The sequence below is a fragment of the Pseudomonas sp. Fl5BN2 genome (assembly GCF_009908205.1).
Taxonomy (GTDB): Bacteria; Pseudomonadota; Gammaproteobacteria; order Pseudomonadales; family Pseudomonadaceae; genus Aquipseudomonas.
This window is the reverse complement of sequence record NZ_JAAARL010000012.1, coordinates 1-18,044: the sequence shown is the minus strand read 5'-3', so window position 1 is coordinate 18,044 and position 18,044 is coordinate 1. Positions and strand designations below refer to the sequence as shown.

21 protein-coding genes and 1 pseudogene are annotated in these 18,044 nt (G+C 65.2%); 16 read left to right on the top strand and 6 right to left on the bottom strand.

Annotated features, from left to right (window positions below; translation table 11 throughout):
- Window positions 1–9: 9 nt before the first annotated feature.
- The 4 genes from GV819_RS17730 to GV819_RS17715 are packed head-to-tail and all read right to left on the bottom strand — an operon-like array spanning window position 10 to window position 2,610.
- Window positions 10–1,323, bottom strand: coding sequence for a sensor histidine kinase (locus tag GV819_RS17730; RefSeq protein WP_161757353.1), 1,314 nt, complete (start codon window positions 1,321–1,323; stop codon window positions 10–12).
- Window positions 1,320–1,988, bottom strand: a complete 669-nt coding sequence (locus tag GV819_RS17725) for a response regulator transcription factor (RefSeq protein WP_161757352.1) — start codon at window positions 1,986–1,988, stop codon at window positions 1,320–1,322. The genes GV819_RS17730 and GV819_RS17725 overlap by 4 nt, the downstream gene beginning before the upstream one ends.
- The gene (locus GV819_RS17720; RefSeq protein WP_161757351.1) at window positions 1,988–2,302 is read right to left on the bottom strand and encodes a PepSY domain-containing protein; all 315 of its coding nucleotides are present in this window, start codon (window positions 2,300–2,302) and stop codon (window positions 1,988–1,990) included. Before GV819_RS17720 ends, GV819_RS17725 begins: the two co-directional genes overlap by 1 nt.
- Window positions 2,302–2,610 carry a PepSY domain-containing protein gene (locus GV819_RS17715; RefSeq protein WP_161757350.1) on the bottom strand — a complete coding sequence of 103 codons (309 nt, stop codon included), beginning with the start codon at window positions 2,608–2,610 and terminating at the stop codon, window positions 2,302–2,304. The genes GV819_RS17720 and GV819_RS17715 overlap by 1 nt, the downstream gene beginning before the upstream one ends.
- A 160-nt stretch (window positions 2,611–2,770) precedes the next feature.
- On the opposite strand from GV819_RS17715, the gene GV819_RS17710 reads away from it, so the two are divergent.
- The 16 genes from GV819_RS17710 to codA all read left to right on the top strand — a co-directional run bounded on the left by GV819_RS17710 (window position 2,771) and on the right by codA (window position 16,974).
- Window positions 2,771–3,850, top strand: a complete 1,080-nt coding sequence (locus tag GV819_RS17710; RefSeq protein ID WP_161757349.1) for a patatin-like phospholipase family protein — start codon at window positions 2,771–2,773, stop codon at window positions 3,848–3,850.
- 130 nt (window positions 3,851–3,980) lie between these two features.
- On the top strand, window positions 3,981–4,337 hold the full coding sequence (gene queD / locus GV819_RS17705; protein ID WP_011062303.1) for a 6-carboxytetrahydropterin synthase QueD: 357 nt from the start codon (window positions 3,981–3,983) through the stop codon (window positions 4,335–4,337).
- A gap of 83 nt (window positions 4,338–4,420) precedes the next feature.
- Complete coding sequence (locus GV819_RS17700) at window positions 4,421–4,873, top strand: GNAT family N-acetyltransferase (RefSeq protein ID WP_161757348.1); 453 nt, start codon at window positions 4,421–4,423, stop codon at window positions 4,871–4,873.
- A gap of 18 nt (window positions 4,874–4,891) precedes the next feature.
- On the top strand, window positions 4,892–5,398 hold the full coding sequence (locus GV819_RS17695) for a nucleoside 2-deoxyribosyltransferase (RefSeq protein WP_161757347.1): 507 nt from the start codon (window positions 4,892–4,894) through the stop codon (window positions 5,396–5,398).
- A gap of 147 nt (window positions 5,399–5,545) precedes the next feature.
- Window positions 5,546–6,400: a MurR/RpiR family transcriptional regulator gene (locus tag GV819_RS17690; RefSeq protein ID WP_178124921.1), complete on the top strand. Its 855-nt coding sequence runs from the start codon at window positions 5,546–5,548 to the stop codon at window positions 6,398–6,400.
- Between the two features lie 32 nt (window positions 6,401–6,432).
- The gene (gene ddpX / locus GV819_RS17685) at window positions 6,433–6,990 is read left to right on the top strand and encodes a D-alanyl-D-alanine dipeptidase (RefSeq protein WP_161757346.1); all 558 of its coding nucleotides are present in this window, start codon (window positions 6,433–6,435) and stop codon (window positions 6,988–6,990) included.
- Window positions 6,991–7,139: 149 nt separating this feature from the next.
- Window positions 7,140–8,717, top strand: a complete 1,578-nt coding sequence (locus GV819_RS17680; protein WP_161757345.1) for an ABC transporter substrate-binding protein — start codon at window positions 7,140–7,142, stop codon at window positions 8,715–8,717.
- Window positions 8,718–8,835: 118 nt separating this feature from the next.
- Window positions 8,836–9,852 carry an ABC transporter permease gene (locus GV819_RS17675; protein ID WP_161757344.1) on the top strand — a complete coding sequence of 339 codons (1,017 nt, stop codon included), beginning with the start codon at window positions 8,836–8,838 and terminating at the stop codon, window positions 9,850–9,852.
- Window position 9,853: 1 nt separating this feature from the next.
- Complete coding sequence (ddpC, locus tag GV819_RS17670; protein WP_161757343.1) at window positions 9,854–10,753, top strand: D,D-dipeptide ABC transporter permease; 900 nt, start codon at window positions 9,854–9,856, stop codon at window positions 10,751–10,753.
- Window positions 10,750–11,745 (top strand): ABC transporter ATP-binding protein, encoded by a 996-nt coding sequence (locus GV819_RS17665; protein ID WP_161757342.1) that lies wholly within the window; start codon window positions 10,750–10,752, stop codon window positions 11,743–11,745. The genes ddpC and GV819_RS17665 overlap by 4 nt, the downstream gene beginning before the upstream one ends.
- The gene (locus GV819_RS17660; RefSeq protein ID WP_161757341.1) at window positions 11,742–12,713 is read left to right on the top strand and encodes an oligopeptide/dipeptide ABC transporter ATP-binding protein; all 972 of its coding nucleotides are present in this window, start codon (window positions 11,742–11,744) and stop codon (window positions 12,711–12,713) included. Before GV819_RS17665 ends, GV819_RS17660 begins: the two co-directional genes overlap by 4 nt.
- 101 nt (window positions 12,714–12,814) lie before the next feature.
- Window positions 12,815–13,438, top strand: a complete 624-nt coding sequence (locus GV819_RS17655; protein WP_161757340.1) for an NUDIX hydrolase — start codon at window positions 12,815–12,817, stop codon at window positions 13,436–13,438.
- Between the two features lie 84 nt (window positions 13,439–13,522).
- The gene (locus GV819_RS17650) at window positions 13,523–13,897 is read left to right on the top strand and encodes a hypothetical protein (protein ID WP_161757339.1); all 375 of its coding nucleotides are present in this window, start codon (window positions 13,523–13,525) and stop codon (window positions 13,895–13,897) included.
- Window positions 13,894–14,091 (top strand): helix-turn-helix transcriptional regulator, encoded by a 198-nt coding sequence (locus GV819_RS17645; protein WP_161757338.1) that lies wholly within the window; start codon window positions 13,894–13,896, stop codon window positions 14,089–14,091. The genes GV819_RS17650 and GV819_RS17645 overlap by 4 nt, the downstream gene beginning before the upstream one ends.
- Before the next feature lie 181 nt (window positions 14,092–14,272).
- Window positions 14,273–15,544 carry a cytosine permease gene (gene codB, locus GV819_RS17640; RefSeq protein ID WP_161757337.1) on the top strand — a complete coding sequence of 424 codons (1,272 nt, stop codon included), beginning with the start codon at window positions 14,273–14,275 and terminating at the stop codon, window positions 15,542–15,544.
- Window positions 15,545–15,717: 173 nt separating this feature from the next.
- Entirely contained in the window at window positions 15,718–16,974 is a 1,257-nt protein-coding gene (gene codA, locus GV819_RS17635; protein WP_161757336.1) for a cytosine deaminase, read from the top strand.
- Between the two features lie 106 nt (window positions 16,975–17,080).
- Here codA and GV819_RS17630 read toward each other — a convergent pair whose 3' ends face one another.
- Entirely contained in the window at window positions 17,081–17,740 is a 660-nt protein-coding gene (locus GV819_RS17630; protein ID WP_161757335.1) for a hypothetical protein, read from the bottom strand.
- Between the two features lie 171 nt (window positions 17,741–17,911).
- A pseudogene (locus GV819_RS33265) lies at window positions 17,912–18,044 on the bottom strand (diaminopimelate epimerase); the annotation flags it as partial.

The following is an 18,044-nucleotide window of genomic DNA, read 5'->3' as shown; positions in this document are numbered from 1 at the left end:
TCGGCAGGCCTAGCGCCTGGGTAGCTCGATTTCCACCCGCAAGCCGCCCAGCGCACCGTCCTCCAGGCTCAATGTGCCGCCCCAGGCCTCGACAATGTCACGCACGATGCCCAGGCCCAGGCCGTGCCCATCGGTCTGCTCATCCAGCCGCGCCCCCCGCCCCAGCACTTCAGCTCGCCGCTCTCGGGGAATCCCCGGACCGTCGTCGTCCACCGCCAGACAGAAACCCGACGCCCGCTCCTCGACGCTCACGCGCACCTCGGCATCGGCCCATTTGCAGGCGTTGTCCAGCAGGTTGCCCAGCAATTCCAGCAAGTCCTCGCGGTCCCAGGGCAGGCGCAATCCCGCTGCGGCGTGATAGCTCAACTGCAGGTGCTCGCCATGGATCATGTTCAAGGTGGCCAGCAACCCCGGCAGTTCGACATCGCAATCAAACAGCGCCCCGGGCAAGGCATCCCCGGCCAGCCGTGCGCGATTGAGCTCGCGATTGAGCCGCTGCTGCACCTGCTCCAACTGTTCCAGGAGGATCTTGCGCACCTCGGGATGGCCGTCCAGCTTGGGCCCCGATGCCAGGCTCAACAGCACCGCCAGCGGCGTCTTCAGCGCGTGTCCGAGGTTGCCCAGGGCATGGCGTGAACGCTTGAGGCTGTCCTCGGTATGGGCCAGCAAATGGTTGATCTGCGCCACCAGCGGCTCCAGCTCCTGCGGCACCTGGGCATCCAGCTGGGAGCGCTGGCCCAACTGCAACTGGGCGATCTGCTCGCGCGCGGTCTCCAGCGGACGCAAGGCCCGGCGCACGGTCAGCCGCTGCAGCAACAGAATCAGCAGCAACCCGGCCAGCCCCAGCCCGAGGCCAATCTGGCGCATGCGCTGAAAGCTCTCACGCACCGGGGTGTAGTCTTGGGCCACGCTGATGGAAATCGACTGCCCGAGGCGCTTGTAGTCACTGCGCAGCACCAGCAGTTGCTGGCCTTCGGGCCCCAGTTGCAGGTTGCCCTGCAGGCCGGCGCGGTCCAGTTGCGGCAATTCCTGGTCCCACAGGGAACGGGAGCGCCAGTGCACATCGGCAAAGTCGATGCGGAAGTAATGTCCGGAAAACGGTCGTTGATAGGCCGGCGACAACCGCCGCTCGTCCAGTTGCAAACCCTGCGGGCCACGCACCAGGGCCAGTAGCAGGCTTTCACTGTCGTTGCGCAACCCGGCTTCCAGGTAACGTTGCAAGCCCATCTCGAACAGCCAGAGGCTGGTCTGCGCCAACACCAGCCCGACCACCACCAGCACACTGACCAGGCCCAGGCTCAGGCGGCGCTGGATCGACCTCACGCAGCCACCCCGCCGAACAGGTAGCCCTGGCCGCGGCGGGTTTCGATCACGCTGCGGCCGAGCTTGCGGCGCAAGTGATTGACGTGGACCTCAAGGACATTGGAGTCGCGCTCGGTTTCGCCGTCATACAAGTGCTCGGCGAGGTGGCTCTTGGAGAGGATCTGTTGCGGGTGCAGCATGAAGTAGCGCAGCAAGCGAAATTCGGCAGCAGTCAGCAACACGTCCTCGCCGTCGCGCACCACGCACTGACGCCCCTCGTCCAGGTGCAACCCGGCGGCCCGCAAGGTCTGCTGGTTGGCCTGGCCGTGGGAGCGGCGCAACAGCGCCTGGACTCGCAAATGCAGCTCTTCGGGATGGAACGGCTTGCTCAGGTAATCGTCGGCACCGGCCTTGAGGCCTTCGATGCGCTCGGCCCAGGAACCCCGGGCAGTGAGGATCAGCACCGGTGTCGCCAGCCCGTCGGCACGCCATTGGCGCAGCACGTCCAGGCCTGGCACCCCGGGCAGGCCGAGGTCGAGAATGATCAGGTCATAGGGTTCGCTGGCGCCCTGATACAAGGCATCGCGGCCATCGGCCAGCCAGTCCACCGCATAACCCTGGCGGTTCAGGCCTTCCAGCAGTTCGTCCGCCAAGGGTACGTGGTCTTCCACCAGGAGCAGGCGCATCAATCGTCTTCCTCATCTTTCAACAGGCGCCCGGTGGCGGCGTCCAGATCCAGCTCGCGGACCACACCGTCCACGGTCAACAGCTCAACCTCGTAAATATACACATCGTGCTTTTCTTCCAGCTCGGCCTCCAGCAGCTTGGCCCCGGGATACCGGTCCATGGCCTGCTGCAGCAATTGTTCCAGGGGCAGGATCACCCCCTGCTGGCGCAGGCGCAGGGCTTCGTCCTGGTCCAGGTCGCGAGCCGGCGCCAGCGAGCAGAACAGCAACAGCGCCAGGGCCGCCCGGCTGCCGACGCGCAAGGTCGAGTTCATTAGGTGTCCTGATGATCCTTGAGTACCTGGCCGCTCACGGCGTCCAGTTCCACATCCCACTCCAACCCCTGCGGATCGCGCAGCTCAACCTGGTAGAGGTACTTGCCGTACTCTTGTTCCAGCTCGGTTTCACTGATGCTCGCCCCAGGATGCCGGGACATGGCCGTGGCATTGAGTTTTTCAAAGGACACAATGGTACCAGCGTCGCGCAATCTCAGGGCCTCGTCGGGGCCCAGGTCGCGGGCCTGGGCCTGGCTGGCGACCAGGGCAATCAGGCTGACGCCGAACAGTACAGTCAGGGTTTTCATCGCAGGTCTCCCATCAAGTGGCCAAGGGCCGATGACGCCGACGATACCCAAGGCAACTTAATTGAAACTGAATCGCCATCATCCACCTGACAGCAGTTTCACTCGGTCGCCGGCGCCAGGCTTCTCTATACTCGGCGGCTGATTCAAGAGTGAGCCCGGTATGACCGCCATCCATATCAAATTCCCCGCCCTGACTCTCAAGGCCGGCCCGCGCGCCCTGGCCCGCATCCGTCGCCAAGGCTTGCACGCTGGCGAAGTCGGCACCTTGCCGGGCGCCGCCGGCGGCCCCAAGGCCCTGGGCATCCAGGGCCTGGACCTGGCGCTGTTCGGTGAGTGGTTGCCCGCGGTGCCCCGCGAGCGCTCACTGATCGGCGCGTCGGTGGGTTCCTGGCGCTTCGCCAGTGCCTGCCTGCCAGACGCCGCCGAAGGCATCCGCCGCCTGGGCCTGCTGTACAACGCCCAGAGTTTCGCCAAGGGCGTGAGCATGGCGCAGATCAGCCAGAGCTCCCAGCGCATGCTCGATGACCTGCTGGAGGGCCGCGACGCCTCGATCCTCGACAACCCCTATTACCGGTTGAACATCATGGTGGTAAAGAGCCATGGCCTGTTGGCGGACGACCATCGCGGACGCCTGGGCCTGGGCCTGTCCTCAGTGATCGCCGACAACCTGCGGGGCCGCGCCCGCCTGTCCCGGCACTTCGAACGCCTGGTACTGCACGACCCACGCCTGGCGCCACCGCTGCACGCCCTGGAAGACTTCCCCTCGCGCTTCGTCCCCCTGGATCGCGGCAACCTGCGCCAGGCGCTGCTGGCCTCGGGCTCGATCCCCATGGTCATGCAGGGCGTACGCGAGCTGCCGGGAGCTGGTGCCGGCACCTTTCGCGACGGTGGCCTGCTGGACTATCACCTGGACCTGCCCTACAGCGGCAGCGATATCGTGCTCTACCCGCACTTCACCGACCGGGTAATTCCCGGCTGGTTCGACAAGACCCTGCCCTGGCGCAAGGCCAGCCCCGAACGCCTGCGCGACGTGCTGTTGTTGGCACCGTCAAAGGAATACCTGGCGCGCCTGCCCTACGGCAAGCTGCCGGACCGCAACGACTTCAAGCGCTTCATGGGCGACGACGCGGGCCGACAAAAGTACTGGCGTCACGCCATGGACGAAAGCCGGCGCTTGGGGGACGAGTTTCTTGAACTGGCCGCGCAGAATCGCCTGGGCGAACACCTGCAAAGCCTGTAAAGCGGGCCAGGCGCTGTGGACTGACCCTTTAGTCAGGGTTTTTCCGCAACCTTCGGGGCAAGCTGATAAACTCGCCGCCTGCCTCAACTCGCCCCCGGGCGATCGCCATCTGACAGAGCTGACCGACACTGTGGAAATCTTCAAAGAATTTACCTTCGAATCCGCCCATCGCCTGCCTTTCGTGCCCGAAGGCCACAAATGCGGTCGCCTCCATGGCCACTCGTTCAAGGTGGCGATCCACCTCAGCGGCGAGGTCGATGCCCATACCGGCTGGATCCGCGACTTCTCGGAAATCAAGGCGATCTTCAAGCCGCTCTACGAGCGCTTGGACCACAACTACCTGAACGACATTCCCGGCCTGGAAAACCCCACCAGCGAAGTCCTCGCCAAGTGGATCTGGAATGAGCTCAAACCCCTGCTGCCGGAACTGAGTGCGATCCGCATCCACGAAACCTGCACCAGTGGCTGCATCTATCGCGGCGAATAAGCCGACCGGAAAACCACTCCACGGAGTGGTTTTTTTATGCCTATGATTGGCTCATCCCCGCCGCTGTCCGAGCACTCGCGCCCATGCCGTCGACCATCCGCCCAGCCGCCCTGCCCGACCTCGCCGCCATCGAAAGCATCGCCAAGAGCGCCTACGCGCCCTATATCGCGCGGATCGGCCGTGAACCGGCACCGATGCTCGAAGACTATTCCTGCCTGGTGCTGGCCGAGCAGGTCTGGGTCCTGGAGGAGCAGCAGGCGATCGCCGGCTTCATTGTCCTGCTGGACGCCCAGGAAGCCCTGCTGCTGGACAACCTGGCCGTCAGCCCTGAGGCCCAGGGCCGCGGCCATGGCCGGCAATTGCTGGCCTTTGCCGAACAGCAAGCGCTGGCTGCCGGCCACAGTTGCGTGCGCCTCTACACCAACGAGGCCATGGGCGAGAACATCGCCCTGTATGGCCGTCACGGCTACGTGGAAACCCATCGCGCGGTGGAGCACGGCCTGCACCGGGTGTACATGAGCAAAGCGCTGGACTGATCACACCAGGAGTTCCCCATGCAACCCCGTATCTACCTCGCCGGCTTCGACGTGTTCCGGACCGACGCCCTGGCCCATGGCGCGTACCTCAAGCAACTGTGCAGCGCCCAGGGGTTGCACGGCCTGTTTCCCCTGGATAACCAGGCGCCGCCGGACCTCTCGCCGGAGGCCACCGCGCAGTGGATCTACCGGCAGAACCTGCAGATGATCCGCGACTGCGACGCGCTGCTGGCCAACCTGAATGACTTTCGCGGCCTGGAGCCGGATTCCGGCACCGCCTTTGAAGTGGGCGCGGCCGTCGCCCTGGGCAAGCCGGTGTGGGCCTACTTCGAAGGCCCCGCCAGCCTGCGCCAGCAGGTGCCCCATGACGCCAACGGGCGCGACGCCCAGGGTTTTGCGGTGGAAGATTTCAACCTGCCGCGCAACCTGATGCTGGCCTGCAGCTGGAGCGGGCGCAGCACCCGCGTGGAAACCGCCATCAGCGACCTCGGGCAGTGGCTGAACAGGTCCACTCCTCGCGGCTGAAGATAGCCAGCAGCGTCACTTTCTACGGAAAACGACCACCTCGGACAAAAGCCTTGTTTTGTCGCGAAAGCCGATGTTATGTTTCTAACACAGAATACAAAAATGAAATCTAGATAACATTTTCCGCGAACGCCTTGCGAGATCGTCATGGACAAGAACAGTTTCCAAGCCACCCTGGAACAGCAGTTTGCAAGCCTGACGCCCACCGGCAAGCGCATCGCTACCTACCTGTTGGCCAACCTCCAGCAGTTGCCCTTCGAGACCGCCGACAGCATCGCCCAGCAAGCCGGCACCACGGGAATTTCCGTGGGGCGCTTCCTGCGCTCCCTGGGCTATCGCAACCTGGACGAGGTCAAGCAAGGCCTGCGCGGCGATGCCCCGGCCTCCTGGCTGATCACCGACCGGCTTGGCGCGTTTCGCAGCGAGACCCACCAGGACGACGCCCTGGAGCGCTCGATGCATCGTGAGATCGAGGCCATCCAGCACGTCTATGGCCTGGCCCGCAGCCAGCCATTCGCCGATATCGTGCGGCAGATCGTCGAGGCCGACGCGGTGTTCATCGTCGGTATCCAGTCGACCCGGGGCATTCTCAGTGCCTTCCACAGCCACCTGGAATACATCCGGCCCAAGGTCTATTACGTCGACGGCCTGTCAGGTATCTACGCCGAAACCTTGAACTCCGGTTTCGCCAAGCCCTACGCAATCATTTCCGACTTCCGCGCCTACTCCAGTGTCACTCAGACTTTCTGCGAGGTGGCCAATGCCAATGCCCTGCCCCTGGCGCTGATCACCGACCTGCAGTGCCCCTGGGCCCGGGACTATTCGCTGGACCTGCTGCAACTGAAGACCGACGTCGGTCAGTTCTGGGATTCCCTGGCGCCACTGACCTGCCTGTTCAACCTGATGGTCTCCGCCGTGGCCGAAGGTTACGGCGAACGCCTGGACCAGCGCCTGGCGAAGAACCGGCAGTTGCAGGAAGCCTTCGGCCAGTTCGAGTCCTGACCTTCAAGCGTTACCCAAGATGGAGTGAGTGAGTGAACAACAGTCCCCTTGTCGAAATCGACGCCCAGCGGCATCAACTGGAGATCGACCTGGTGTACGCCAGCGCCGACAACCTGGCCGGCCAGGTGATCTACCGCAACACCCGCTGCCTGCTGCACAAGGACGCCGCGGCCTGCCTGTACAAGGCCAGCCAGCTGGCGCGCATGGCCGGCCTGGGCCTGCGCCTCTACGACGCCTATCGCCCGGCCTACGCCCAGCAATTGCTGTGGCAAGCCCTGCCAAACCCGGATTACGTCCGTGACCCACGCCTGGGCTCGCACCACACCCGCGGCGTGGCCGTGGACCTGACGCTGCTGGACGAAAGCGGCCAGCCCCTGGACATGGGCACCGCGTTCGACGCCATGGAGCCCAAGTCGCATCAGTTCTACAGCGACCTGCCGCCCCAGGTGCAGCGCAATCGCCTAATGCTCCTGGGGATCATGCGCAGCGCCGGCTTCGAGGCGATCGCCACCGAGTGGTGGCACTACGAACTACCCAACGCCGAGGATTTCCCCCTGATCGAGGAGCACGACCAGCCCTTCGAACACTGATCTCCTGTTCCCCAGCCGGCCACAACAACAGGCAGCCCACTGCCCCAAGCCGGTCGCAACGCAACACCGCTTCAGCTCCAACTGCCCGGTTATAGCTTTTATAAAAAACCTGACGAACTTCCAATCATCGAATGATCAAGGAAACCGGCATGACCCATAGCCCGCTGAACCACCGTAATCCACGCCTGTCCCAACGTGTCGCGCTGTCGCTGCTGTGCGCCGCCCTGAGCCTGGGCTCCTGGCAAACCGCCAGCGCCGCCGCGCCCAAGGACACCCTGATGATCGGCAAGGCCGCCGACCCGCAAACCCTCGACCCGGCCGTGACCATCGACAACAACGACTGGGCCGTGACCTACCCGGCCTACCAGAAGCTGGTGACCTACAAGGTCGAGAACGGCAAGGGCAGCACCGAAGTCCAGGGCGACCTGGCCGACAGCTGGAGCACCTCCGCCGACAACCTGACCTGGGACTTCAAGCTCAAGCCCGGCAACAAGTTCGACGACGGCAAGCCGGTGGACGCCGCCGCGGTGAAGTTCTCCTTCGAGCGTCTGATGCAGCTCAAGCAGGGTCCGTCCGGGGCCTTCCCGGATGACATGAGCGTGGCCGTGGTCGACCCGCTGACCGTGCGCTTCACCCTGAAAAAGCCCTACGCGCCCTTCCTCTACACCCTGGCCCACAACGGCGGCGGCATCATCAACCCGGACGTGGCCAGCAAGGGCGAGGACGTCAACGCCTACCTCTCGACCCACACCGCCGGCTCCGGGGCCTTCCGCCTGAGCAACTGGCAGAAGGGCCAGTCGCTGACGCTGGAACCCAACAGCTACTACGCAGGAACCAAGCCGAGCCTGAACAAGGTGGTGATCAAGATCATCAGCGAGGCCTCGGTGCGCCGCCTGCAACTGGAACGCGGCGACCTGGACATCATCGAGGACATGCCCGAAGACCAGCTCGGCACCCTGGCCGGCAAGTCCGGGATCGTGATCCAGACCTTCCCCTCGCTGCGGGTCAACTACCTGTACCTGAACAACCAGCGCGCGCCGCTGAACAACGTCGAGGCGCGCCAGGCGCTGGTCCAGGCCATCGACTACAAGGGCATCGTCGACGGCATCCTCAAGGGCCAGGCCAAGCTGATGAACGGGCCGATCCCCGACGGCATGTGGGCCCACGACCCGAGCCTGCCGCTGATGCAGCAGAACCTCGACGGCGCCAAGGCCAGCCTGGCCAAGGCACCGCAGAAAATCAGCAACCTGACCTACCTGTACTCGGACAAGGACGCCAACTGGGAATCCATCGGCCTGACCCTGCAAGCGGGCCTGGCGCCCCTGGGCATCAACCTGAAGATGGAGAAGCTGGCCAACGCCACCATGCGTGAACGGGTGGGCAAGGGTGACTACGACGTGGCCATCGGCTCCTGGAGCCCGGACTTCGCCGACCCCTACATGTTCATGAACTTCTGGTTCGACTCCAGCCTCCAGGGCTTGCCGGGCAACCGCTCGTTCTACAGCAACCCCGAAGTCGACAGCCTGATCCGCGAAGCGGCGGCCACCAACGACACCGCCAAGCGCATCGAGCTGTACCAGAAGGCGCAGAAGATCGTCCTCAAGGACAACGTCTACGCCTACCTGTACCAGAAGAACTACAGCCTGCCGATGCGCGATTCGGTGAAGGGCTACGTGTTCCATCCGATGCTGGAACAGGTGTTCAACATCGCCGAAATCAGCAAGTAGGGCTGGCGCTTCGATCCCCGTCGCCGGCCCCTGAACCAGGCTGGCGACGGACTGCCGTGTCGCCGCTGCGGGGCCGCTGTCGCCCCTGTCGTTCGTCAAGCGTTAACGAGGTTGCCTCATGGCCTTCCTGAATATGTTGCGCAAACGCCTGCTCGGCCTGCTGTTGGTCGTGGTCGGGGTTTCGCTGATTACCTTCACCATCTCGCACCTGATTCCCGGTGACCCGGCGCGGCTGATCGCCGGCGACCGGGCCAGTGATGCGATCGTCGAGAACATCCGCCACCAGCTGGGCCTGGACCTGCCGCTGTACCAGCAATACGGGCGCTACATGCTCGACCTGCTGCACGGCGACCTCGGCACCTCGATCCGCACCAGCCGCCCGGTGCTGGAGGACCTGCAGGCGTTCTTCCCGGCGACCCTGGAGCTGGCCCTGGCCGCCCTTCTGCTGTCGGTGCTGGTGGGCGTCCCGTTGGGGGTGCTGTCGGCGGTCTATCACAACCGCTTCATTGATCAGATCGCCCGCACCCTGGCGGTTACCGGAATCTCCACCCCGGCGTTCTGGCTGGGGCTGGGGCTGATCGTGCTGTTCTACGGTCACCTGGGCTGGCTGCCCGGCAGCGGGCGCCTGGACGAAGGCCTGGAGCCGCCCCGCACCATCACGGGCTTCTACCTGATCGACGCGTTGCTGGCCGGGGATATCCCGCTGTTTCTCAATGCCCTGCAGCACCTGATCCTGCCGGCGGTGACCCTGGGCTTCGTCAACCTCGGGGTGGTGGCGCGGCAGATCCGCTCGGCGATGCTCGACCAACTCGGCGAGGACTACATCCGCACCGCCCGGGCCTATGGCCTGTCACGCTGGTCGGTGATCCTGCGCCACGCCCTGCCCAACGCGCTGATCCCCTCGGTGACGGTACTCGGCCTGACCCTGGGCGACCTGCTGTATGGCGCGGTGCTGACCGAAACCGTATTTGCCTGGCCGGGCATGGGCGCCTATGTGGTGAAGTCGATCCAGTCCCTGGATTTCCCGGCGGTGATGGGCTTCGCGATCCTGGTGTCGTTTATTTATGTGCTGCTGAACATGGCGATCGACCTGTTGTACCGAGTGATCGATCCGCGCATTGGCGAGGTAAGTTGAGATGTCCGCTCCCTTGATCGTTCCCCTGCCACTGCCCACGTCCCAGGCCACCCGTTGGCGGGCGCGCCTGGCCTACCTGGGCTACCGCCTGCGGCAAAGCCCGCTGACCATCGCCGGGCTGTGCATGACCCTGCTGGTGCTGCTGTGCATGGCCTTTGCCCCCTGGCTGTCGAGCCATGACCCCAACGCCCTGAACCTCGCCGAACGCCTGGCCGCCCCCAGCGCCAGCCACTGGTTCGGCACCGACGAAGTGGGCCGCGACCTGTTCAGCCGGGTGCTCCACGGCAGCCGCCAGTCGGTGGGCGTGGGCCTGTTCGTGGCCTTCGCCTCATGCCTGGCCGGGGGCCTGCTGGGCTGCCTGTCGGGGATCATCGGCGGGCGCTTCGACAGCCTGATCATGCGCCTGATGGACATCATGCTCTCGGTGCCGTCGCTGGTGCTGATCATGGCCCTGGCTGCGGCCCTGGGCCCGAGCCTGTTCAACGCCATGCTGGCGATCACCCTGGTGCGCATTCCGTTCTATGTGCGCCTGGCCCGGGGCCAGGCCCTGAGCATCCGCCAGATGGGCTACGTCAAGGCGGCCCAAACCTACGGCGCCGGCCGCTGGCACATCGTCAGCTGGCACGTGGGGCGCAACGCCATGCCGCCGCTGCTGGTGCAACTGAGCCTGGACATCGGCAGCGCCATCCTCATGGCCTCGGCCCTGGGCTTCATCGGCCTGGGCGCTCAGCAGCCCACCGCCGAATGGGGGGCGATGGTGGCCACCGGGCGCAACTTCATCCTCGACAACTGGTGGTACTCGACTTTTCCCGGCCTGGCGATCCTGTTCACCGCCACCGGTTTCAACCTGCTGGGTGACGGCATTCGTGACCTGCTCGACCCACGGCAACAGGGGAAATGACCATGAGCACATCCGCTGTCCTCTCTATCGATAACCTGAGCCTGGAATTCCCCGCCTACCGCAGCAACGTGCAGGCCCTCAACGGCGTGTCGCTGCACGTCAACCCGGGGGAGATCGTCGGTGTGGTCGGCGAATCCGGCTCGGGCAAATCGGTGACCGCCATGCTCAGCCTGCGACTGCTGCCCGAGCGCAGCTACCGCATCACCTCCGGCAGCCTGAGCCTGCTCGGCCGCGACATGCTCAGCACCCCGGAAAAGCAGCTGTTGCAGATCCGTGGCCGCGATGCGGCGATGATCTTCCAGGAGCCGATGACCGCCCTCAACCCGACCCGGCGCATCGGTCGACAGATGCTCGACGTGATCATCCACCACCAGCGTGTGAGCCAGGCCGAGGCCCGGGCCAAGGCCATTGCCCTGCTGCGGGACATGCACATCGCCGACCCGGAACAGATACTCGAGGCCTATCCCTTCGAGCTGTCCGGTGGCATGCGCCAACGGGTGATGATCGCCCTGGCGTTTTCCTGCGACCCGCAGTTGTTGATCGCCGACGAACCGACCACCGCCCTGGACGTCACCGTGCAGCGCCAAGTGCTGCTGTTGCTACGCGAGAAAGCCCGGCAACGGGGCACCGCGATCCTCCTGATCACCCACGACATGGCGGTGGTTTCACAGTTCTGCGACCGGGTCTATGTGATGTACACCGGCGCCGTGGTCGAGCAAGGCAGCACCGCCCAGGTCATGCTCGACCCGCAGCATCCCTACACCCGCGGCCTGCTCAGCGGCCTGCCGGAACAGGTCGCCCCCGGCGCGCCGCTGCTGACCATTCCCGGGCAAGTGCCGAACCTCGCCCACCTGCCCCGCGGCTGTACCTTTCGCGAGCGCTGCAGCCAGGCCATGGCGATCTGCGCCGAACGGCCGCCGCTGCATTCGATCAACGCCTGCCAGGAACGCAAGAGCGCTTGCTGGCTGTCTGCCCCGGAGTCCGCGCAATGACCGCCACCCAACCTCAAGCCGGCAACGTGCCGCTGCTGCGCCTCAACGATGTGCAGGTGCGCTTTCCCCTGAGCAATGACTGGCTGGGCCGGCCCCGGGCCTTCGCCCACGCCCTGAACGGCATCGACCTGGAACTGCGCCCCGGGGAAACCCTGGGCATCGTCGGCGAATCCGGTTGCGGCAAGAGCACCCTGGCGCAACTGCTCATGGGCCTGGTCCGCCCCAGCAGCGGCGACCTGCACTGGGCCTACGCCAGCGACCGCGAGCGCCACAGCCACGTGCAGATCGTGTTCCAGGACCCGCAATCGTCCCTCGACCCGCGCCTGCCGATCTGGAAGATCATCACCGAGCCGCTGTTTGCCCTGGGCCACACCCCGGCCACGCAGATGCGCGAGATCGCTGCCAAGGTGGCGGAGCAAGTGGGCATCCGCAGCGAATACCTGGAGCGCTACCCGCACCAGTTCTCCGGTGGCCAGCGCCAGCGCATCGCCATTGCCCGGGCCCTGGCGTCGAACCCGGACATCATCGTCCTCGATGAACCGACCTCGGCCCTGGACATCTCGGTACAGGCGCAGATCCTCAACCTGCTGGCGGACCTGCAGCGCAGCCGTGGCCTGACCTTCGTGCTCATCTCGCACAACGTCTCGGTGGTGCGGCACATGGCCGACCGGGTGGCGGTGATGTACCTGGGGCAGATCGTCGAACTGGGCAGCGCCGAGCAGGTGCTGGAACGGCCGCGCCATCCCTACACCCAACTGCTGCTGGACGCGGTGCCGCGCCTTGGCGCACCGCTGGCGGACAGCCAGGTCTCGGCGCCCACCGAACTGCCGGGCAACCGCAAGCTGCCCAGCGGCTGTTTCTTCTTCGACCGCTGCAACCGCCGTGGCCCGGGCTGCGAGCGCCCGCAGCCACTGCTGGGGGATGCCACCCAGCAAGTGCGCTGCCATCGGCAAGGCGCCGGCGGCTGATGCGCCGGCACCACGCCGCCGACCACGGCGTGGTACTTGCTCCCTGCGCGCCAAGGGCTTAAAACAAGCGCCTTCTCTCTGACGTTGCAGGAACCCCACCCATGGAAAGCCACTGGCTGACCCACGCCAAACGCCTGCAAGCCATTGCCTCCACCGGCCTGCACTTCTGCCAGGACGTGCACGACCGCGAGCGTTACCAGGAAATCGCCGACATCGCCCACCAGATGCTGGCGCAACTGGGCAACGTGCCCCTGGAGCGCATCAACGAACTGGTCTCGGACTTCGCCCAGCGCTACTCGACACCGATGGTGGAAGTGCGCGGCGCGCTGATCGAAGACGGCAAGATCCTGCTGGTGCGCGAGCAGCACGACGGCCTCTGGGCCCTGCCCGGGGGCTACGCCGATGTCGGCCTGTCGGCAGCGCAGAACATCATCAAGGAAATCCACGAGGAAGCCGGGCTGCAGGTTTCGGTGCGCCAGCTGTATGGCCTGCGGCACAAGGCCAAGGGCCCCTACAAGCCCGATCACCGGGACTTCTACAAGCTGTACTTCCTCTGCGAACGGCAGGGTGACCAGCGTCCAATGGGCGGCAGCGAAACCAGCGAAGCGGCGTTCTTCGCCCCGGACCAATTGCCGCCGCTGTCCCAGGGACGCACCGTGGAACGGGACATCCAGGAAGCCTTCGACTTCCACGAAGGTCGGCGCAACGTGACCCTGTTCGACTGAGCAGGGTGCCCGATGTAAAGCACCCTTGACATAGAAAAGACCCGCACCTAATGTAAAGGACACTTTACTTCAGGAGATCGCCCCATGGGCAGTAAACGCTACTTCGTCGAATTCAGCCTGGCCTTGCTGGCCTACATCGCCTGCGTGCTGCTGAGCAGCCACTGGCTGGCGGACCTGAGCCCGGGCCCGGGCAAGATCGCCCTGGCCCTGGTGCCGGTGATCCCCATGGTGGCCATGGCCCTGGCGGTGGTTCGCCAGTTGCGGCGCATGGACGAACTGGCCCGGCGCATCCAGCTGGAAGCCCTGGGCCTGTCCTTCGTCTGCACTGCGCTGATCACCTTCAGCTACGGTTTCCTGGAAACCGCCGGCCTGCCCCGGCTGTCGATGTTCTACGTGTGGCCGGTGATGGGTCTGGTCTGGGCCCTGGCCACGGTGGCCGGCACGCGGCGCTACCGATGAACAACCAACTGCGCGAGCTGCGCACCCTGAAAGGCTGGTCCCAGGCCGAGCTGGCCACTCGGCTGGAGGTGTCACGGCAGACGGTGAACGCCATCGAGACCGGGCGCTACGACCCCAGCCTGCCCCTGGCATTCAAGATCGCCCGGGCCTTCCAACTGCCCATCGAAAGCATCTTCAGCCCAGACCAGGACTGACCCCGGCTGCCTGGCAGTGAGCCAATCCGGCTCGGCCGTGCACCGCTTTTGCCCCGCCAGCGCCTACTGCCGGGGCAGGCCCACGGGCATCGGCTATAACTGCTGGGGCGCCCGAGCTTGCCGTCGAGGATTGGCACGGCGCCTGCAACAGCGAGGCATCACTCCGACCAGGGACAGGCCCATGACCCAGCACGAACCCGGCAACGACTACCCCCTGAGCGAAGTTCCGCAGCACGCCCGCAAGGGCCTGGCCTCCATGGCCATGGTGCTGCTGGGCTTCACCTTTTTCACTGCCACCATGTTCGCTGGCGGCAAGCTGGGGGTGGCGTTCGACTTCACCACCCTGCTGGCGGTGATCCTCGTCGGCAACCTGCTGCTGGGGATCTACGCCGCCAGCCTGGGCTACATCGCCTTCAAGAGCGGGCTGAACACGGTGCTGATGGGGCGCTTCTGCTTCGGTGAACGGGGCAGCAAGCTCAGCGACCTGATCCTCGGCCTGACCCAGGTCGGCTGGTACGCCTGGGGCACCGCCACCGCGGCGGTGGTGCTGGGCAAGTATTTCCAGCTGGATCAGGGCGCGGTGCTGGGGCTGATGCTGCTGTTCGGCATGGCCTTCTGCGCCACCGCCTACATCGGCTATCGCGGCCTGGAGATCCTGTCGTGGATCGCGGTGCCGGCCATGGCCCTGCTGCTGATGCTGTCGATGTGGGTGGCGACCACCCAGGTCGGCGGTCTCGACAACCTGCTGGCACTCACGCCCAGCACCGGCATGGACTTGTCCACCGCCCTGACCCTGGTGTTCGGCACCTTTGTCAGCGGCGCCACCCAGGCCACCAACTGGACCCGTTTCTCGCGCTCGGCACGGGTGGCGGTGAGCGCCAGCCTGATCGGTTTCTTTATCGGCAATGGCCTGATGGTGCTGATCGGTGCCTACGGCGCCATCGTCTACCAGCAGCCGGACGTGGTCGAAGTCTTGCTGCTGCAAGGCTTCGCCATGGCGGCCATGGCCATGCTGCTGTTGAACATCTGGAGCACCCAGGACAACACCATCTACAACTTCGCCGTGGCCGGCTGCAACCTGCTGCGCACCCGTCGGCGCAAGACCGTGACCCTGGTGGGCGCGGTGATCGGCACCCTGCTGGCGATGCTCGGCATGTACGATTTGCTGGTGCCCTACCTGGTGCTGCTGGGCACCGTGATCCCACCGATTGGCGGGGTGATCATGGCCGACTTTTTCTATCGCTGGCGCGGCCGCTATCCGCGCCTGGCCGACAGCCAGCTACCGGCCTGGAACTGGCCCGGGCTCGGCGCCTACGGCATCGGCACCCTGGCGGCCTTCTGCTCGCCCTGGGTGGCGCCCCTGGTGGGCATCGCCGCCGCCGGCCTGAGCTACATCCTGTTGAGCGCGATGCTCGGGGCCCGTGCCCCGCTGGCTGCCGACATCCAGGCCTGACTTGGTCACCCGGCCCCCTCTGGGTCTATCATGGCCCGGTCTCGAAACACCCTGCCCTCCCGGCCAGCGGCCTTTTGCCGCTGGCCCCGGGGGCAGTCCAATGACCGTAGGACAAGGGCCTGGCCCTGATCCGACGGCTGAATCGCTGATTGCCCGACCCGAGGAACCGCCCGATGCTGATCACCAACGCCCGCCTGCGTCACCGTGAAGGCCTGCACCAACTGCACCTGGAAAACGGCCGCATCGCGCGCATCATCCAGCAGGGCCCGGACGCTCCGAGCAACGTCCCGGCCTTCGGCCCCGAGCACCTGGACGCCGGCGGCAACCTGGTGGTGCCACCCTTCGTCGAGCCGCACATTCACCTGGACGCCACCCTGACCGCCGGCGAGCCGCGCTGGAACATGAGCGGCACGCTGTTCGAAGGCATCGAGTGCTGGGGCGAACGCAAAGCCACGATCACCGCCGAAGACACCCGCACCCGGGCCCACAAGACCATCCGTGCCCTGGCCGCCCACGGCATCCAGCACGTGCGCACCCACATCGACGTCACCGACCCCGACCTCACCGCGCTCAAGGCCATGCTCGAAGTACGCGAGCAGACCCGGCACCTGATCGACCTGCAGATCGTCGCGTTCCCCCAGGAAGGCATCGAGTCGTTCCGCAACGGCCGCGAGCTGATGGAAGAAGCCATTCGCCTCGGCGCCGATGTCGTCGGAGGCATTCCGCACTTCGAGTACACCCGCGACCAGGGCGTAAGCTCGGTGAAGTTCCTCATGGACCTGGCCGAACGCACGGGTTGCCTGGTGGACGTGCATTGCGACGAAACCGACGACCCGCACTCGCGCTTTCTCGAAGTGCTGGCCGAAGAAGCCCGCAGCCGCGGCATGGGCTCACGGGTCAGTGCCAGCCACACCACCGCCATGGGCTCCTACGACAATGCCTACTGCGCCAAGCTGTTCCGCCTGCTGGGGCACTCGGGCATCAGCTTCGTCTCCTGCCCCACCGAAAGCATCCACCTGCAGGGGCGCTTCGACAGCTTCCCGAAACGCCGTGGCGTGACCCGAGTCAAGGAGCTGCTGGACGCCGGGATGAATGTCTGTTTCGGCCAGGACTCGATCGTCGACCCCTGGTATCCCCTGGGTAACGGCAACATCCTGCGGGTATTGGAAGCCGGCCTGCACATCTGCCACATGCTCGGCTACAGCAACCTGCAGAGCACCCTGGACCTGATCACCGACAACAGCGCCAAGGCCCTGGCCCTGGGCGAAGGCTACGGCATCGAAGAGGGGCGCCCGGCGAACCTGCTGATCCTCAGTGCCGACAGCGACTACGAGATGATCCGCAGCCAGGGCTTGCCGCTGTATTCGATCCGCCACGGCAAGGTGCTGATGCAGCGGCAGATGGCCCAGGTGCAACTGATCGGCGACTGACTTGTAGCGGCTGTCGCAGGCGATGGGCGACAGGCGCCTGCCATCTGGCACGCCACCTCGCCCGACCCGGTGAACAGTCGAACGCTGCGCAAACCCGTGGCGGCGTCTACTTGACCTTGAACGGCTGGGCCGCCATGAACGCCAGCGGCAACAGCGGCAGGGCGAGGATAGTCAATACGCCGTCTGCCGTGACGGTGACCGGTGTCAGCAGCACCTGGGTGACCTTGCTCTTCTTGCGATAGGCCGAGAAATGCAGGGTGTAGGTGCTGTTCAGCGGGCTGGCCTGATGGGCGCTGATATCCCGCCCGGACTCAAAACGACTGCCGCGAATGGCGTAGCGCTGCTGCAGCGCGTTCTGCGACTTCGAAGCAACGAAACCCAGGGCCTTGGCCTCATTGACCTGGCTAGCATCAAGTTGGTCCATCTGGGGAATCCTGAGGATGAATTCGCCCTCCAGGGTTTGCCAGTACGTGACGCTGATCGGCAAGAACTCGGCCTGCATTTTTCCATGCAGGCCTGATTTGATGACCTTCAGCAGCTCAGGATCGACCAACATGAAGTAGTGGTACTTCTTGCCCAGAATAACCAAGCTCTTCTCGTCCGCCGTGATATAGAACTGGCTGACTGTTTCCGTATAAACCTCATCACTGGCCCGGTCTTCGTACAATTTACGGGTCAGGCAACCGCTGAGACTGCCAACAACCACAGCGCTCAGGGCCAGCAGCGTGCCCTTGAGCAAAGCGCGGCGGGGCATTCCTTTTTGCATGTCGAATCCGTTCCTTGAATGGGTACTTTATCGGCTGATGAGCCGATCCCGCCGCCACCCTATAGCACCGCCAACCGTTTAGCTACCGAGCCCGACAGCCCTGCCAATCGCCAACACGCCGGCCTCAGCCAAGCCGAAGCGACCGGCTGCCAACGGGGTTGCCGCTGCCCTTTACGCCTCCAGCGCCAACGCCGTACCAAACAGGCTCACCCGTATCAGTTCACCGTCGCGCTCCTGCAACATCAAGGGCGCGGTGCCGCCCGGCATCACCACCTCGACCCGCCCGGCCTTGACCCAGCCCCTG

Coding starts and splice junctions, on each gene's coding strand:
- GV819_RS17690 (WP_178124921.1), top strand. CDS start 5,546: ATGGACAAGAACAGTTTCCAAGCCACCCTGGAACAGCAGTTTGCAAGC.
- GV819_RS17715 (WP_161757350.1), bottom strand. CDS start 2,610: ATGAAAACCCTGACTGTACTGTTCGGCGTCAGCCTGATTGCCCTGGTC.
- GV819_RS17660 (WP_161757341.1), top strand. CDS start 11,742: ATGACCGCCACCCAACCTCAAGCCGGCAACGTGCCGCTGCTGCGCCTC.
- GV819_RS17725 (WP_161757352.1), bottom strand. CDS start 1,988: ATGCGCCTGCTCCTGGTGGAAGACCACGTACCCTTGGCGGACGAACTG.
- GV819_RS17675 (WP_161757344.1), top strand. CDS start 8,836: ATGGCCTTCCTGAATATGTTGCGCAAACGCCTGCTCGGCCTGCTGTTG.
- GV819_RS17630 (WP_161757335.1), bottom strand. CDS start 17,740: ATGCAAAAAGGAATGCCCCGCCGCGCTTTGCTCAAGGGCACGCTGCTG.
- GV819_RS17710 (WP_161757349.1), top strand. CDS start 2,771: ATGACCGCCATCCATATCAAATTCCCCGCCCTGACTCTCAAGGCCGGC.
- GV819_RS17700 (WP_161757348.1), top strand. CDS start 4,421: ATGCCGTCGACCATCCGCCCAGCCGCCCTGCCCGACCTCGCCGCCATC.
- GV819_RS17665 (WP_161757342.1), top strand. CDS start 10,750: ATGACCATGAGCACATCCGCTGTCCTCTCTATCGATAACCTGAGCCTG.
- codA (WP_161757336.1), top strand. CDS start 15,718: ATGCTGATCACCAACGCCCGCCTGCGTCACCGTGAAGGCCTGCACCAA.
- ddpC (WP_161757343.1), top strand. CDS start 9,854: ATGTCCGCTCCCTTGATCGTTCCCCTGCCACTGCCCACGTCCCAGGCC.
- GV819_RS17720 (WP_161757351.1), bottom strand. CDS start 2,302: ATGAACTCGACCTTGCGCGTCGGCAGCCGGGCGGCCCTGGCGCTGTTG.
- GV819_RS17650 (WP_161757339.1), top strand. CDS start 13,523: ATGGGCAGTAAACGCTACTTCGTCGAATTCAGCCTGGCCTTGCTGGCC.
- GV819_RS17645 (WP_161757338.1), top strand. CDS start 13,894: ATGAACAACCAACTGCGCGAGCTGCGCACCCTGAAAGGCTGGTCCCAG.
- codB (WP_161757337.1), top strand. CDS start 14,273: ATGACCCAGCACGAACCCGGCAACGACTACCCCCTGAGCGAAGTTCCG.
- GV819_RS17680 (WP_161757345.1), top strand. CDS start 7,140: ATGACCCATAGCCCGCTGAACCACCGTAATCCACGCCTGTCCCAACGT.
- GV819_RS17655 (WP_161757340.1), top strand. CDS start 12,815: ATGGAAAGCCACTGGCTGACCCACGCCAAACGCCTGCAAGCCATTGCC.
- GV819_RS17695 (WP_161757347.1), top strand. CDS start 4,892: ATGCAACCCCGTATCTACCTCGCCGGCTTCGACGTGTTCCGGACCGAC.